The 14432-nt window shown below is 50.2% G+C and carries 12 protein-coding genes; 1 reads left to right on the top strand and 11 read right to left on the bottom strand.

Annotated features, from left to right (window positions below; translation table 11 throughout):
• Nucleotides 1-10: 10 nt before the first annotated feature.
• From ftsW to AB1756_03745, 11 genes are all read right to left on the bottom strand, one after another.
• Nucleotides 11-1102 carry a putative lipid II flippase FtsW gene (gene ftsW, locus AB1756_03695; GenBank protein MEW5806441.1) on the bottom strand — a complete coding sequence of 364 codons (1092 nt, stop codon included), beginning with the start codon at nt 1100-1102 and terminating at the stop codon, nt 11-13.
• Nucleotides 1095-2465: a UDP-N-acetylmuramoyl-L-alanine--D-glutamate ligase gene (murD, locus tag AB1756_03700; GenBank protein MEW5806442.1), complete on the bottom strand. Its 1371-nt coding sequence runs from the start codon at nt 2463-2465 to the stop codon at nt 1095-1097. Before murD ends, ftsW begins: the two co-directional genes overlap by 8 nt.
• Nucleotides 2466-2479: 14 nt before the next feature.
• Nucleotides 2480-3565, bottom strand: a complete 1086-nt coding sequence (gene mraY / locus AB1756_03705) for a phospho-N-acetylmuramoyl-pentapeptide-transferase (protein ID MEW5806443.1) — start codon at nt 3563-3565, stop codon at nt 2480-2482.
• Nucleotides 3565-4959, bottom strand: a complete 1395-nt coding sequence (murF, locus tag AB1756_03710; protein MEW5806444.1) for a UDP-N-acetylmuramoyl-tripeptide--D-alanyl-D-alanine ligase — start codon at nt 4957-4959, stop codon at nt 3565-3567. Before murF ends, mraY begins: the two co-directional genes overlap by 1 nt.
• A complete protein-coding gene (locus AB1756_03715) occupies nt 4946-6487 on the bottom strand; it encodes a UDP-N-acetylmuramoyl-L-alanyl-D-glutamate--2,6-diaminopimelate ligase (GenBank protein MEW5806445.1) in 1542 nt (513 codons plus the stop codon). Before AB1756_03715 ends, murF begins: the two co-directional genes overlap by 14 nt.
• Complete coding sequence (locus AB1756_03720) at nt 6438-8615, bottom strand: penicillin-binding protein (protein ID MEW5806446.1); 2178 nt, start codon at nt 8613-8615, stop codon at nt 6438-6440. Before AB1756_03720 ends, AB1756_03715 begins: the two co-directional genes overlap by 50 nt.
• A gap of 8 nt (nt 8616-8623) precedes the next feature.
• A complete protein-coding gene (locus tag AB1756_03725; protein ID MEW5806447.1) occupies nt 8624-9055 on the bottom strand; it encodes a hypothetical protein in 432 nt (143 codons plus the stop codon).
• Nucleotides 9052-9978, bottom strand: coding sequence for a 16S rRNA (cytosine(1402)-N(4))-methyltransferase RsmH (gene rsmH / locus AB1756_03730; GenBank protein ID MEW5806448.1), 927 nt, complete (start codon nt 9976-9978; stop codon nt 9052-9054). The genes AB1756_03725 and rsmH overlap by 4 nt, the downstream gene beginning before the upstream one ends.
• A gap of 43 nt (nt 9979-10021) precedes the next feature.
• Nucleotides 10022-10465: a division/cell wall cluster transcriptional repressor MraZ gene (locus tag AB1756_03735; GenBank protein MEW5806449.1), complete on the bottom strand. Its 444-nt coding sequence runs from the start codon at nt 10463-10465 to the stop codon at nt 10022-10024.
• A gap of 392 nt (nt 10466-10857) precedes the next feature.
• A complete protein-coding gene (locus tag AB1756_03740) occupies nt 10858-11589 on the bottom strand; it encodes a hypothetical protein (GenBank protein ID MEW5806450.1) in 732 nt (243 codons plus the stop codon).
• Complete coding sequence (locus AB1756_03745) at nt 11586-12755, bottom strand: helix-turn-helix transcriptional regulator (GenBank protein ID MEW5806451.1); 1170 nt, start codon at nt 12753-12755, stop codon at nt 11586-11588. The genes AB1756_03740 and AB1756_03745 overlap by 4 nt, the downstream gene beginning before the upstream one ends.
• Before the next feature lie 201 nt (nt 12756-12956).
• On the opposite strand from AB1756_03745, the gene AB1756_03750 reads away from it, so the two are divergent.
• Nucleotides 12957-14375 (top strand): ATP-binding protein, encoded by a 1419-nt coding sequence (locus AB1756_03750; GenBank protein ID MEW5806452.1) that lies wholly within the window; start codon nt 12957-12959, stop codon nt 14373-14375.
• The last annotated feature ends 57 nt before the right edge of the window (nt 14376-14432 follow it).

Below are 14432 nucleotides of genomic sequence, written 5' to 3' on the forward strand. Positions count from 1 at the left end.
GGTCTTTCCTTCAACTCGAGTGCTGCGAGATGTTGAGAAGTATCCCCGCACCGATCAGATTGACGATGATGGACGATCCTCCGTAGCTGATGAATGGGAGAGTTATCCCCTTCGTCGGCACTAGCCCCGTCGCAACGGCTATGTTGAGAAACGCCTGCACAACGATCATCGATGTAATCCCCATTCCGAGGTAATAGCCAAAGAGGTCATGGATCCTGGCGGAGGATATCACTCCTCTCCAGAGCAAGACCAGAAAGGCTACCACCACCAAAACGGCTCCAATGAGGCCGAACTCCTCTCCAACGACCGAGTAGATGAAGTCAGTATGGGGATCTGGAAGGAAAAAGGCCTTCTGCTGTCCGGAGCCGAAATGTTTCCCCGTTATTCCGCCGCTTCCAATTGCGATGAGAGACTGATTCAACTGGTATCCTGAGCCGAGCGGGTCAGCATCCGGGGATAGATATGCAAAGATCCTGCTTATCCTGTAAGGAGCTGTGGCTACCATCAGGGCCATGGCGGCGAGTCCGGCTGCCCCGATGATTGTTATCTGTTTGTATCTCATCCCGGCGAGAAAGAACATGATGCCTGAAATTAAAAGCAGTATGAAGGCCGTTCCGAAGTCTGGCTCAATGGCGATTATGAGGGACATCCCTCCCACTACAAGAAGGCAGGGTCCGTAGATCTCCTTAAGATCGTTCTGGCGGTGTTGTTTCAGTTCAAGCCAGTAGGCCACGAAGAAGATGGCGGCCAGCTTGGCAAATTCCGAAGGCTGGATGGAGAAGAATCCGAGAGAGAACCACCGCCGCGTCCCGTGAATAGGAGGCATTGTCAGAACAAACAGAAGAAGGGCGGAAGTCACGATCAGGAAGATGTTGATGAACCACTTCTTCTTGTATATTCTGTAATCGAGATTCATAATCAGATAGAGGAGTAACATTCCCGCGAGGACGAAGATGATCTGCCTGATGAGGAAATGATAGGAATTCCCCATCTGCTTCATGGCGACGTAATATGAGGCGCTTCCAACCATCAGTATCCCGAAGATGGAGAGAACAGTCGTCGTGATGAAGAGAACTTTGTCGGATGATAACTTCTTAGGCATCCCCAAGCTCCTCCATTAATTCGAGAACGTTGCGGCGGAAGTCATCCCCTCTCTCCTCGTAGTTCCGATATGCATCAAAGCTGGCACACCCAGGCGCCAGGAGGACGATCTCTCCCGCAGAGGCTGTCTTGAACCCCCTCTTGACTCCGTCGGCAAGCGAAGAGGCTTCATAGATGGGTGCGCTCCCCTCGATCTGGCCTTTTATCTTCTCCGTCGCTTCGCCGATCAGGATGACTTCTTTCACGTTGTCCTGGATTAGAGGAATAAGTCTGGTGAAGTCGCCCCCCTTATCCCTTCCTCCAAGGATCAGGACAATCTTTTTTCCCGGGAAGGATTGAATTGCCTTGATTGCAGAATCGACGTTCGTTGCCTTGGAATCGTTGTAGAAGGAGATCCCTCTAATCTCCGCCACATGCTCCAGCCTGTGGGGGAGTCCCTTGAAACTCATCACGGCAGCCCTTATTATGGGGCACTTTATTCCTACGACCCTTGCGGCCAGGGCAGCGGCCATCACATTTTCCACGTTGTGCATTCCGGGAAGAGGAATCTCGTCGAGCGCGATCAGATATTCTTCCTTTCCCTGAAGTTTGAGGTAGATATTTCCAGCCTTGATAAAAGCCCCTTTCTCGACAGGATGCATCGAAGAGAAATACAGTTTCTGTGCCTTGATATGTTCCTCAAGGGTTTTCGAATCGCTGTCCTCTCTGTTCAGAATTGCATAGTCTGATTCTATTTGATTCTTGAAGATGGTTCCCTTGGCAGCGATGTAATGAGCGTAGCTCTCGTATCGGTCAAGGTGGTCGGGGCTCAGGTTAAGTAAAAGAGCAATATGCGGCTTGAAGCTTTCGATTGCTTCGAGCTGATACGATGAGAGTTCCACGGAATAAAACTTATCCTGAGAATCAGCGGCGACCATCTCAATCAGGGGGAGGCCGATGTTCCCACAGGCTCTGCAGTCGATTCCGGCGCAGGATAGTATCCATGCTGTAAGCGATGTCGTTGTGCTCTTGCCATTGGAGCCGGTGATGCCGATGATCGTTCCCTTCAGAAAGAGAGAAGCCAGTTCTATCTCGCCGATGATAAGCTTGCCATCATCGCGCGCCGCTTTCAATGGATAGATGTTCAATGGGACACCCGGGCTTGCGACTATTATGTCGCTGGAAGTAAAGTCTTCAAGTATATGTTTACCGGCAACAACCCTGATCCCTTTCTCGTCAAGCTCTAGCGTGGAGATGCCGAGCTCCTCTTTTTGTTTGATGTCGGTGGCGACGGTCAGAGCCCCTCGCTCTGCGGCAAAGAGGGAGGCGGCCAGCCCGCTCTTTCCCATCCCAACAACCAACACCCTTTTGTTCTTCAATTCCATTTTCTATACTTTCCCTACCTCAGCTTAAGGGTTGCGAGGCTGAGCAGAGAAAAGATGATGGCAACGATCCAGAAACGTATGACGACCTTTGATTCCTTCCACCCGAGATGCTCGAAATGATGGTGGAGTGGAGCCATCTTGAATATTCTATTTCCGGTCAGCCGATAGGAGGAAACCTGAAGGATGACTGACATCGCCTCGATGACAAACAGTCCTCCGACCAGGACCAGCAGGATCTCCTGTTTGGTCAGGACAGCAAGGGTCCCCAGCGACCCTCCCAGTGCCATAGAACCGACATCTCCCATGAAGATCTCGGCTGGATGGCTGTTGTACCAGAGAAAGCCGATGCTAGCCCCGACGACAGCTCCACAAAAGACGGTCAATTCCCCGGTTCCCTTGATGTTGATGATGCCAAGATAATTGGCGATTAGAGCATGACCCACGGCGTAAGTGATAATGGCGAAGGTCGCCGTGGCGATCAGGACGGAACCGATGGCAAGGCCGTCCAGCCCATCCGTAAGATTCACCGCATTGGCGGAGCCGATGATGACGACGATGGTGAAAAGTATGTAGAACAATCCCAGATCGGGAGTGAAAGTCTTGAAGAAGGGGACGCTGAGCTTCGTTGTGTAGACTCCGTACTTCGAGAGATAGATGAGAAGAAGACCGAGTAAGAATCCAGCGGCGAACTGGATGGCGAGCTTTGAACTGATCGTCAGTCCAAGATTCTTTCCTCTCCTGATCTTCATGAAATCATCTATGAATCCGATGGTTCCGAAGACGATCATGGAGGTGACAATGACCCAGACGAAGAGATTCATTATGTCCGCCCAGAGCAGCGTGGGAATGATCACGGAGATGATGATGAGGATCCCACCCATAGTCGGCGTGCCAGCCTTCGGCTTGTGAAATTGGGGTCCTTCCTCTCTGATTCTCTGCTCGACCTGGAGTTTTTTCAGCGTCCTGATCATACTCGGTCCGAAGAGGAATGAGATGAGCATTGCCGAAAGAATGGCGAGTGCAGTTCGAAAGGTGATATACTTAAAAACGTTGAACGGCCCGATGACATCATGGAGGGAATAGAGGAAATGGTAAAGCATTAGATTCCCTCCTCCAGTTCCTGCTTCAATTTTTCAATTACCACTTCCATCTTCATCCCTCTTGAGCCTTTAACCAGAATCAGGTCTCCTTCTAGGACGAGGCCCGCAACTGCATCGGATGCCTGCTTCGAGTCCGGGAAATGCCTGCATGCTTTCAATCCACGGCTTGCGGCCGCTCCAAGGGTAAATGCTGAGAGTTCTCCTACGCCCACGAGAAGCTCCACTCCGGCTTCCGCGATTTTTTCTCCTATGGCTGCATGGAGCATGGGAGCATCTGATCCGAGCTCCAGCATGTCTCCGAAGACAACGACTTTCCTTCCGTCGACCCTTTCCCGCGCAATGCTCTCCAGAACCATTTCCATTGCAGCCGGATTGGAGTTGTAAGTATCATCGATGATGGTTATCTCTTTCTTCAATCTTGTGATGACTCCCCGTCTGTCGCATGGTTTGAATGCCGAAAGAGCCTCGGATGCCTTGCCGAGATCCGCTTCGAGTGAAGCGCAGACCGATAAGGCAGCCAGGGCATTGTAAACGTTATGCAGTCCGAAGAGGGAAAGATGCGTTTGGAATCTCTCTCCCCTACACTGCGCGTCAAAGGTGACTCCTTCCCTGATGCTGCCATGAATGGACACGGCATGAATGTCGGATCCCGGCATGAGCCCGTACGAGAGCCTCTCTCCTGGGAACCTCATGGCGATGGCCCTGACCCTCTCGTCGTCTTTGTTATAGATAGCGACCGATCCATGTCTCATCCCTTCAAAGAGCTCTGCCTTGGCGCGGGCGATCTCCTCGATGGAATGGAAATGCTCTAGATGAACTGCTTTGATGCTCGTCAGCACTCCGATTTCAGGGTCGGCGATGTCGGTGAGCTTCTTTAACTCTCCAGGATAACTCACCCCCATTTCAAGAACGGCCACTTCACACCGTTCGTCCATTTCGAGGAGCGAGAGGGGAAGTCCGTAGAGATTGTTCAAGTTTCCCCTCGACCTCATTGTTCGGAAGGAGGGAGAGAGGGCATGGAAGATCATCTCCTTCGTCGTCGTCTTTCCCATGCTTCCCGTAATCCCTACCACCTTGAACCCCTCTTTCACTCTGACATGGTGAGCAAGCTTCTGAAGCGCTTCCCTCGTGTCCGCAACCCTGATGATCCGGAGCCTTTTTTTGAACTCCTCATTCGGTGCCCTGGAGACGATGGCAGCGGTCGCGCCATGGTCTATGGCATCTTGGAGATAGTCATGACCATCCTGGTTTGGACCCCTGAGGCAGAAGAAAAGATCTCCATCTTCCACTTCTCTTGAATCGATCTTGAACCTGCCAATCCTGGCACTGGCGTCTCCTGAGATTAGGGTCCCCTCAACGGTGGCCGCTATTTCCCGGATCTCAAGTACTGACATTCTGAACTCTAACTCCCATTTTCTTCCTGATCAATTGCGCAGCTACCTTCTTGTCTTCAAAAGGTATGAGAGTGTCTCCTATCTGCTGGTATTTCTCATGCCCCTTTCCCGCGATGACGACGATGTCTCCCTTTTGCGCCATCATGATGGCCTCTTCGATTGCCTCGGCTCTATCGGTGATCGTTATGTACTTTGATGAGGAGCCACCAACCGTGGCGATTCCCGTTTCGATCTCGGAGATGATGGCTTCCGGATCTTCACTCCTCGGATTATCTGAGGTGATGATGACGAAATCGCTCAGCCTTGCGGCGACTGCTCCCATCTTCGGCCTCTTGAGCCTGTCCCGGTCTCCGCCGCATCCGAAAACAGTGATGAGCCTTGCTTCCATGATCTCCCTCAGTGAGATGAGGAGGTTCTCCAGAGCATCATCGGTGTGCGCGTAATCGATGAGGAGTGTGAAGTCTTGCCCTTCCTCGATCTTCTCGAACCTTCCCGGAATATGGCGGCATTTCACGATACCCTCTCTGATCGCCTCTGGTTCCAATCCGAGAAGGAGGGCAGCGGCAAAGGCTGCCGTCGCGTTGTAGATGTTGGGGATGCCGATGATAGGAGAAAAGAGCTGGTGTTCCTTTCCCTGAAAGCGAACGGCAAAACGGCTTCCCGTGAAGGACATTCCTTCAACTCTGATCCTGAAGTCCGAATCGTCGGAAAGGCCGTAAGTAGAGATTCTCCCTTTCGATATACTTATCATGCTCTTCCCCCATTCCGAATCGATGTTGACGATGGAGTCGGATCCATCTGGCAACTCTTGGAAGGCAAGCGACTTTGTCCTGAAGTAGTCCTCCAGTGTTCCATGAAAGTCTAGATGGTCCTGCGTGAGATTTGTGAAGATGAGCTGCCGAAATTTCATTCCATGGACTCTCTTAAGCGCGATCGCATGGGATGAGACCTCCATGACACAGTATCCGAACCCTTTTTCATGAAGCCTGCTCATGAAGGCGAAAATGTCAGATGATTCCGGCGTCGTTCGCTCGGACGGTGCTATCTCATCGCCCATCCTGCGAGTGACCGTTCCGAGAACGCCGCTGCTGTTCCCCGAAGCGAAGAGGATCGATTCTAGGAAGTAACATATCGTTGTCTTTCCGTTAGTTCCGGTCACGCCGATGACCCGAATCTTTTCGTCGGGTTTCTCATAGAAGTTCCTTGAGGTCACCGCAAGAGCCTCTCTTTCATCGCGGACGACGACAAGTGGAATGTTATCTGGAAGGAGATGGATGTCTCTCCAGGAAAGAACGGCTGCTGCCCCTGCCGCAATGGCTTCGTTCACGAAATAGGCACCATCGAGCTTGAATCCTTTGAGGGCGACGAAGAGAAATCCTGCTCCAATATTCCTGGAATCGTATGAGATTCCCCGGATCTCGATTGAGAGGTCCCCTCTCACGTTCTGGACACCGATCCCTTTAATGAGCTGCTGCAGCTTAATTGTATTTTCCCTCCTTCTTTTTCCCTTCTTCCGGTAATGGAACATTTTCTGCAAGTTCGAGAAAACAGATATCCCCCCTCTTCAAGTGGGAGCCTGCTGATGGATACTGAGCAACAACGTAACCAATGCCCGAAGCCTTAACCCTGCTTCCTCTGGTTGAGAGGAATGAGACGGCGTCTCTCAAACTTCTTCCCGATAGATCCGGCATGACGCCATTCTCCATATCGATTGGGAGCGGCTCGTCCAGTTTAGAGAATCTAACGAAACGGTCAAAGCCTGCCAGCATCGACCCTGAGCGGTTCTTGACAAGCAGCAGGTTCGTCGGGACGAGTGATGTTTTTTCATCGTGAAGATCTTCAGGCATTTCCTTCTGGAATCTATGGGCAGGAAACGTCTCCTGGTTGGGAGGGATCTGAAGATAGGAAAGTGTCTCTCCCATGATCCTGGAGAAGACCGGCGCTGCGACATCACCGCCATAGTAATATCTCCCACTGGGAAGGTCGAGCATCACGAGGCAGATGACCGCCGGGTTATGGGAAGGGGCAAAGCCGATGAAGGAAGCCACGAAACGGTCGTTTCTGAAGAGTCTGAGGTTGAAATCAAATACCTGCGCCGTTCCCGTCTTGCCGGCGACCGAGTAACCCGGCACGGCAGCCTTCTTACCGGTTCCGTTGAGTATGACTCCCTCGAGAACTCCTGTGACTATCCTCGCACCTCTTGCGGAAAGGACTCTCTTCTCCCTGAAGCGCTTGAATAAGTGGTATTCACCGGAAGGATCGATGTAGCCCTTTCCAACGTGGGGCTGGACCATGACGCCATCGTTGGCGATTGCGGAGAATGAAGCAAGCATCTGAATCGGAGTGACTCCGATCTCCTGCCCGATTGAGATACTGGCCTGCGAGATCTTGGACCATGTGGAAGGGGAACGCACCAGAGAAGAGCCGCTTACCTCGCCCGGGAGATCAATGCCGGTCTTATCCCCGAAGCCGAAGTCCTTGATGTATCGGTAGAAGGTCTCTTTGGAAAGTCTCGATGCGATCTTGATCATTCCCACATTGCTGGAATGCTCGATGATCTTCATGACGCTCAGATCACCGTAAGGGTGATGGTCCGAGATCGGTATGCCGGCGACTCTGATGACACCATTTCCGCAGAAGATGATCTCGGCAGGATCGAATTTCCCCTCTTCGACAAGAGCGGAGAGTCCTATCCCCTTGAACGTTGACCCAGGTTCGTAGAGGTCCGTGATTGAGATATTCTTGCGGTTCTCCCGAGGATACCCGGTAACGTTGTTCAGGTTGAATGTCGGTCTGTTTGCAATTGCCAGAATCTCTCCGGTTGATGGATCCATAACGATGGCACATCCCTTGTAGGCATTGGTTTCCGCAAAGGCTCTCCCAAGTTCTTTCTCGGCGATGTACTGGAGAACCTCATCGATGCTCAAAACCAGATGGCTTTCCCTTCTTCTCTCGCCTGAATTCAGCACGGGGAAACTGTTCCCAACAGCATCCCTGGTGACCTGAAGAAAGATCTGATCTCCCTTGAGAAAAGAATCGTACTGCGACTCCACACCATCCAGTCCTTTCTCGTCGATATCAGAGGTTCCTATCACGTGGGAGGCAAGGAAGCCTTTGGGATAGTATCTCTTGAACTCCTTCTCGAAGAATATCCCGGCTTCCTGGAAATGCTTCTCCATGTGTCCCCTGCTGAGGCACTCTTCCTTCATCCTCCCTGAGCAGGGGACGACCCCTTCGATGTCCAGCCTCATGATCTCGTGCTTTTCCTTGGGTGTGATCTTGCGTTTCACGAAGAAATATTTTTTGTTTTTTTGCTTCTTCTCGTAGAAGCTTCTTAATGCCTCATGGAGGTTGAAATGGAGCACCTTTGAAAATTTTGCCAGTGTATCCTCGGGATTAGTTATCACCTGAGGGTTGATGACGAGGCTGTCCGCCTCCACGCTGATTGTGAGTATCCGCCCGTTTCTATCGAAGATGGTTCCCCGCCTGGGTTCAAGGCTCCATATGGCCTCCTGCCTGGCCGTTGCTTCCTTCTCATAGTGGTCGTGTCTGATAATCTGAAGAAAAACGAGCCGGGTGATGATGACCCCGCTCCATGCAGAGAGCAGGACCAGAAACGTGATCAATCTTGTCCTGTGCTTTCTATCCTGCGTCATTCACTTCCTCAATTCCATCCAGCCTTCATAGCGGCCTGCTCCGCATCCTGAGACTTGCTCTCTGTGAGTAGATGCTTGCCCTGTTCATTGTCCGGATGCACCCGAACGACCACCAGACATCCTCCATCTCCCTGTTCCTTGAGGTATAAGTCCCTTCTTGCCTGATCCTCGATCATGCGAGGGGATTCAAGGTACGATCTTTCCGCTTCGAGATAGATCGCGTTCTTTATGAGGATCTGTTTCCGGCTCTTCAGCTCTTCTATCTCATATTGGTAGCGGACGTACTCGATGCGATTCCTGAGATAAAGTAGGATCGGAATAGAGATGAGAACGAGAATGATGAAGAAGATGAAAAACTCATTCCTCTTCTTCCGGTCCTTCTCCCGAATGATCCTGCGGTTAAGTCGGCTCTTTCTAGATCTGATTGCCTTTGATGTCATAGTCTCTCCACGACTCTCAACCGCGCGCTCCTCGCCCTAGGGTTCTCGAGCAGCTCTTTCCTGGAAGGAAGAATGGGCTTGCGCGTTATTAGCCTTACCAGTGTTTCCCTGCCGCATCCACAGACGGGAAGGGCAGGAGGGCAGATGCAGGAAGACGAGAGATCCCTGAAACTCATCTTGACGATCCGATCTTCGAGAGAATGATAGGAGATGATGGCCATTCTCCCTCCCTTTTTCAGACGTTCGATCGCTCTCCTGATAAAGTCGCTCAAGCCTTCGAGTTCCCTGTTGACGGCAATCCTCAGAGCCTGAAAAGTTTTAGTTGCGGGATGGATCTTCGATCTCCTCTGTCCGCAGGCTTCGAGCACTATCCGGGAAAGCTCGGAAGTTCGCTCGATCCGTTTTTCCCTTCTCCTGGCGACGATGAGCCTGGCGATCTTCCCTCCAAACTTCTCCTCGCCGTACTCTTCAAGTATCCTTTGAAGATTCTCCTCGGGAAGTTCATTAACGAGCTTTTCTGCAGTCTCTTCCTGATCTGTATCGAATCTCATATCGAGCGGTCCATCGATCTGGAAGCTGAACCCCCTCGAGGACTGTGTGACATGGTATGAAGACATCCCCAGATCCACCAGAATTCCATCCACTGCATCAATCCCGAGTGAATCAAGTATCCCGGGAAGCTTCTTGTAGTTGTTCCTCACTTTTATAAAGTGCTTCCCGAAGCGAGACAGATTTTTTTCTGCAAGCGCCAGTGATTCAGCATCTATCTCTATTCCGATGACGGAACCTTCAGGAGCGGCAACAGTCAATATTTTTTCTGAATGGCCACCTAATCCAACTGTGCAATCTACGTAGATACCGCCATCTCTGGACTTCAGAAGCTCAACGACTTCTTCGAGTAGGACCGGTCTATGCAATTGCATCTCTTACAGGAATGCGTTAATAACCGTTTTCTCATCATCGGGACTACATGATGCCGTGAGAGGCCAGTTCGTTGAGCTCTTCCCTGGTCAGCTTTGACTTCTCCAATTGCTCTCTCACATCCTTCATGTTGATGACCTCAAGAAAGAGGATCTTCCCGATCACGGCAACTTCACCGTTGATATTGGCATCCTTTCTCAAAAAGGCAGGGATCAGGATTCTCCCCTGCGAATCCATTTCGACCATCCTTCCGTAGATGTTTGTCAGGTTGTAGAATTTCTCGAACGACGGATTCAGAGAGGACTTCCCCTTGAGCTTTTTTTCATTTTCTTCCCAGACAGGGAAGGGATAGATCCTGACGGCTCGGCCATCGATGCTCGTTACATAGAACATGGTTCCGAACTCTCCTTCGATGATAGAGCGGTATTCCGATGGGATCTTCAACCTACCCTTCCCGTCTACTTTTGCCGGTGCGCTACCTCTGAGCATCTCTTAAAAGTTCTTTACTTGAAAACCAGAAAACTCTATAATTCGAAATACAAAAAAAGTAACATAAAAAAATAAGCTAGGGTAAGAAATCCACTTTTATCCACTTTATTCCACAGCAATATTACGGTTTCACCTTTTTGTTGTCAAGCAAAAAATCTATTTTTTTCAATAAAATCTTTAGATTTTTGAGAACCGCGCTATCTGGGATGCAATTCTTTAAAGACCACTATATAAGGTAGTTTCGAAATAGGAAGTAAACCGATTTCCACCGGGAATAGACTGATCTCATTGGATGGAGTGCAAAAACCAAAGCCACACCGGCTCAAAACAAGGTGGACCGATTGATTAAGGGTGAGATGAGATGACATCGAGCGAGTGGGAGAAAATGGAAACTAACGGTCCCGGCCAGCGATTCCGCCTGTGGTGCTTCCTCCAGTCCCTGAATTGGGATTATTTTCTGGAAACGGATTGGGACCTTCTTCAATTCCCATGCATGAATCAGAAACAATATCACTGAGATCAATGATGGTAATTCCATCCGGTGTGCGGAAGGCCACGGTAAACAGGTCTTGCTCGAATATCAACGCCGGGTTGCTGCTGTTATTGGAAGGATCCGAGACTAGGACAGGGTTTAACCATCGTCCGTTCAGGAATGCAGTGATGAAGATCCGGGAGGTCTCCGTTTTTTTAGTGAAGGCGAGAAACAGGATCCCTGAAGGCTCAAACGCAATGGAAGCTTCCAAATCATCTCCTTCCCCGGCGTGAACGATCGCGGGCGCAATCCAGTACTCACCGTTCCATCTGGAATAGACTATATCGAAATCTCTCCCGTTGAAATGAGACCAGACGACCCACGGATATCTGTTTAATGGGTGTTCGGTAAACACTGGTTTCGCATCGCCGAGGATATCTCCTTCCATGTTAAGCATAAGGTAGGATGGGACTCCGCTTCTTACCGGTTCCCAGTACGAGGGCTGTCCTTTGTTCTCTTTGAACAGAAGAAGCGTGCTGATGTAGTTTCCCCGACCGTCGACGATCACTGATACTTCGGCCAGTGCAGATCCTGTTAAGATCAGGAGAGTGAGGAATACCCTCGCTGCGATGATCGTTATGGAGCGTTTCATGAAGATCTCCTCCTCTCTATGAAAGAGTCGAACTCATCGACTTCTGGAAATCTCCGCTCTAGAGATTTTCTCAGGCATCTTAATCTCCCAAAGGCTAACTTCTCGTCAATCTCGTTCTTCTCTTTGATGCCTATCTTCCAGAGATAAAAGGCATTCAGGAATTTTATGTCAATGTATCTTTCGTCGGAATTTTCGGAGCATGCATCGGATCTCCGCGCGTAATGTTTCGCCCTTCTATGGTCTCCTCTGATAAGGCAGGCTTCCGCGAGTTTGTTCAGGCCAAAGGCCATGCACCTCATAAAGCCTTTTCCCTCTGAAGCCCTGATTGCTTCCTTGATGGTATGGACACCCTCCTGAAATTTTCCAGAAGCTATCAACCGGCTGCCGATATTGATGTTGAGATTGATGACTTCTTGATCGTTGCCGGATTTTTCGTGAATATTCCTTGCTTCCCTGTAGAACGCTATGGCTTTTTCGTTTTCCCCGTTTTGTGAGGCTATCGACCCGAGAAGGTGCAGGGCAAAGGCGGTACTTCTCGCATTGTTTTGCCGGACAGCCATCTCGTGGCAGGTCCTGGCCTCTATGGAGGCGATAAATGTTTCACCAAGTTCCATGTGGATGTTGGACAGCTCGATCAGTACGGAAAGAAGCGTGGAGTCCTTCAGATGATTCCCAGTCTTGAGGATCGCTCTGAGCTCATGTTCTGCCGCACCGAGTTTACCCATCTTTTCCAGGGCTATCGCCTTGGAGCATCGGGCCTTACTTTTTAGCTCGTCCAGCTTCCCATCGTTTCCATTTCCGAGGCTCTCCAGAGCCGATTCAAAAAGAGCATAAGCTTTTCCATGATATCCGGATTTGAAGGCTTCCTGACCCATTTCCATCAGAGCGTGAAAACCCTTAGAGGGGTCCTTGTACCTTTCGAATTTCTCGAGCTCGACCACATCCGAGAAGCTCTGGATGGAGACGTTGAAGATATCGGCGAGAATCTTCAGCTTGTCAAAAGAGGGAAAGCAGGTTCCCTTCTCATACCGGGACAACTGCGAATTGTCAAGGAGAGATCCCTCCTGTTTCGCCTTGTACTCGACAGTTCTCAGGGAATAGCCATATCCTCTTCTCAGTGTTTTTAAATATTCACCCAGCTTTCTGCTGCCGTTAAGACTCTTCATTGGTTCCCCCAAACCAAACTTTAGCGAGTGTTTCAAAACCCCCATTTTTTGTTTTGATAATACTCCCATGATGGATAGTGGTCAAGGAGGCGAACCCCCCTGAGGATCTTTTCATGCTGCATTCTTGCAGCAAAGAGGAAAGGTTTGTTTTTGAGTGTTCGATGCATTAAAATTAAAAAAGGGAATGAGGGCAATAATCCTGTGATAAAACAAGATGAAGCTCTGGAACGAGTGGATAGAAGTCCAGGCAGGGAACTGACCAAATCGGAGCCGACTTTCAAAAAAAGCCTGCTGATAGCCTCCATTGTGTTTGCTGCTTTAATACTGACCAATCTTGGAATGGTCGGCTATGTCATGTTCCGGCATCTGAGCAAGAGTAAGATCTATTCTGCCTTCATGATCTCCCGGGATTGCGCCGAAGACATTGCGGATAAAGTCATCAAGCTGAGCCTCCAGCCCGATGGACTGAACTTCAATCTTCTTAGAAAAAATCAAGAGAGGCTGGAATCGTACGTGAGAAAGCATATTGCGATGTCAGGCTACCTCTTCTACGTCGAGGTGAGGGATAATTTCAGCAACAGAATCATTGCGTTTGTAAGATCACAGAGGGTGGTCAACGGCTCGGGATACCATGAGGATAAAATAGAGTTCATCAATCAGACTGATGGTGAGGTGCCACCTGGTCAGGAACCTATGGAGAATCCGATCGTGACTGTTCCGGTCAGGATTGGTGGTGGTCGGGAGGGAGAAGTGAGGGTTGGGGTCTCCCAGCAGCGCATTGAAGAGGAGATAAAAAGTCTGAGAAGGGAACTAATCCTCAAGCTCTCCATAACCATCGGGATTAGCATCATTCTCCTCTTCATCGCTTTTCTCTATGTGATCAAGCTGCTGAACAAGACAAGAAGGCTTGAGGCGGAGGCACAGACCGCCGATCGCCTTGCCTATGTCGGCACGCTGGCTTCCGGACTGGCCCATGAGATCAGAAACCCCCTGAACGCAATGAATATGAATCTACAGATGCTTGAAGAGGAGATCGGCGAGAAGAGCTTCGATGGAAGCGAAGAGTTCAATGAGCTCCTCAAGGGGATCAAGGGAGAGATAAACAGACTGGAAAGATTGGTCAACAACTTCCTTGCCTATGCGAGGCCTCAGAAACTGAATCTTTCAGAGGGGGACATCAATGAGGCCGTAAGTGAAGTGGTTAGATTCCTGAAACCGGAGATCGAGCAGAAGAAGATCGATGTGAACCTGAATCTCGATCCATATCTCCCCTCCGTGGAACTGGACGAGCACAGGATCAAGCAGGCATTGATGAATATCTTGATCAATGCCAAGCAGATATTAAAGGAGGGCGGGATCATCACTGTTACTACGCGGATGGGCTCAGAAGGAAGGGTGATCGTTGAGATTGCAGACAATGGCCCTGGCATGTCACAGGAGATGAAGAATAAGGTCTTCGACATCTTCTTCTCGACTCGGGGCGGTGGAACCGGTCTCGGGCTTCCAATCGCGCAGAAGATAATAGAATCTCACGGAGGTAAGATCGACCTTTGGTCGGAGCGGGATCACGGGACCAGGTTCACCATATTCCTGCCGCGAGTCCACGAAAAGGGAAGGTGATGACTCCGCGATTTTTGGTGTCGAAAAGGCTCCCATCTGCGAATAGGAGTTTTTGAA

The sequence above is a fragment of the Acidobacteriota bacterium genome, assembly GCA_040752675.1.
GTDB lineage: Bacteria > Acidobacteriota > Polarisedimenticolia > JBFMGF01 > JBFMGF01 > JBFMGF01.

Bases quoted from the DNA above. Each gene is read 5' to 3' on its own strand.
- AB1756_03720 (MEW5806446.1), bottom strand. From the start codon at position 8,615: ATGACGCAGGATAGAAAGCACAGGACAAGATTGATCACGTTTCTGGTC.
- murF (MEW5806444.1), bottom strand. From the start codon at position 4,959: ATGTCAGTACTTGAGATCCGGGAAATAGCGGCCACCGTTGAGGGGACC.
- AB1756_03715 (MEW5806445.1), bottom strand. From the start codon at position 6,487: ATGTTCCATTACCGGAAGAAGGGAAAAAGAAGGAGGGAAAATACAATT.
- AB1756_03740 (MEW5806450.1), bottom strand. From the start codon at position 11,589: ATGAAACGCTCCATAACGATCATCGCAGCGAGGGTATTCCTCACTCTC.
- murD (MEW5806442.1), bottom strand. From the start codon at position 2,465: ATGGAATTGAAGAACAAAAGGGTGTTGGTTGTTGGGATGGGAAAGAGC.
- AB1756_03745 (MEW5806451.1), bottom strand. From the start codon at position 12,755: ATGAAGAGTCTTAACGGCAGCAGAAAGCTGGGTGAATATTTAAAAACA.
- rsmH (MEW5806448.1), bottom strand. From the start codon at position 9,978: ATGCAATTGCATAGACCGGTCCTACTCGAAGAAGTCGTTGAGCTTCTG.
- mraY (MEW5806443.1), bottom strand. From the start codon at position 3,565: ATGCTTTACCATTTCCTCTATTCCCTCCATGATGTCATCGGGCCGTTC.
- AB1756_03735 (MEW5806449.1), bottom strand. From the start codon at position 10,465: ATGCTCAGAGGTAGCGCACCGGCAAAAGTAGACGGGAAGGGTAGGTTG.
- ftsW (MEW5806441.1), bottom strand. From the start codon at position 1,102: ATGCCTAAGAAGTTATCATCCGACAAAGTTCTCTTCATCACGACGACT.
- AB1756_03725 (MEW5806447.1), bottom strand. From the start codon at position 9,055: ATGACATCAAAGGCAATCAGATCTAGAAAGAGCCGACTTAACCGCAGG.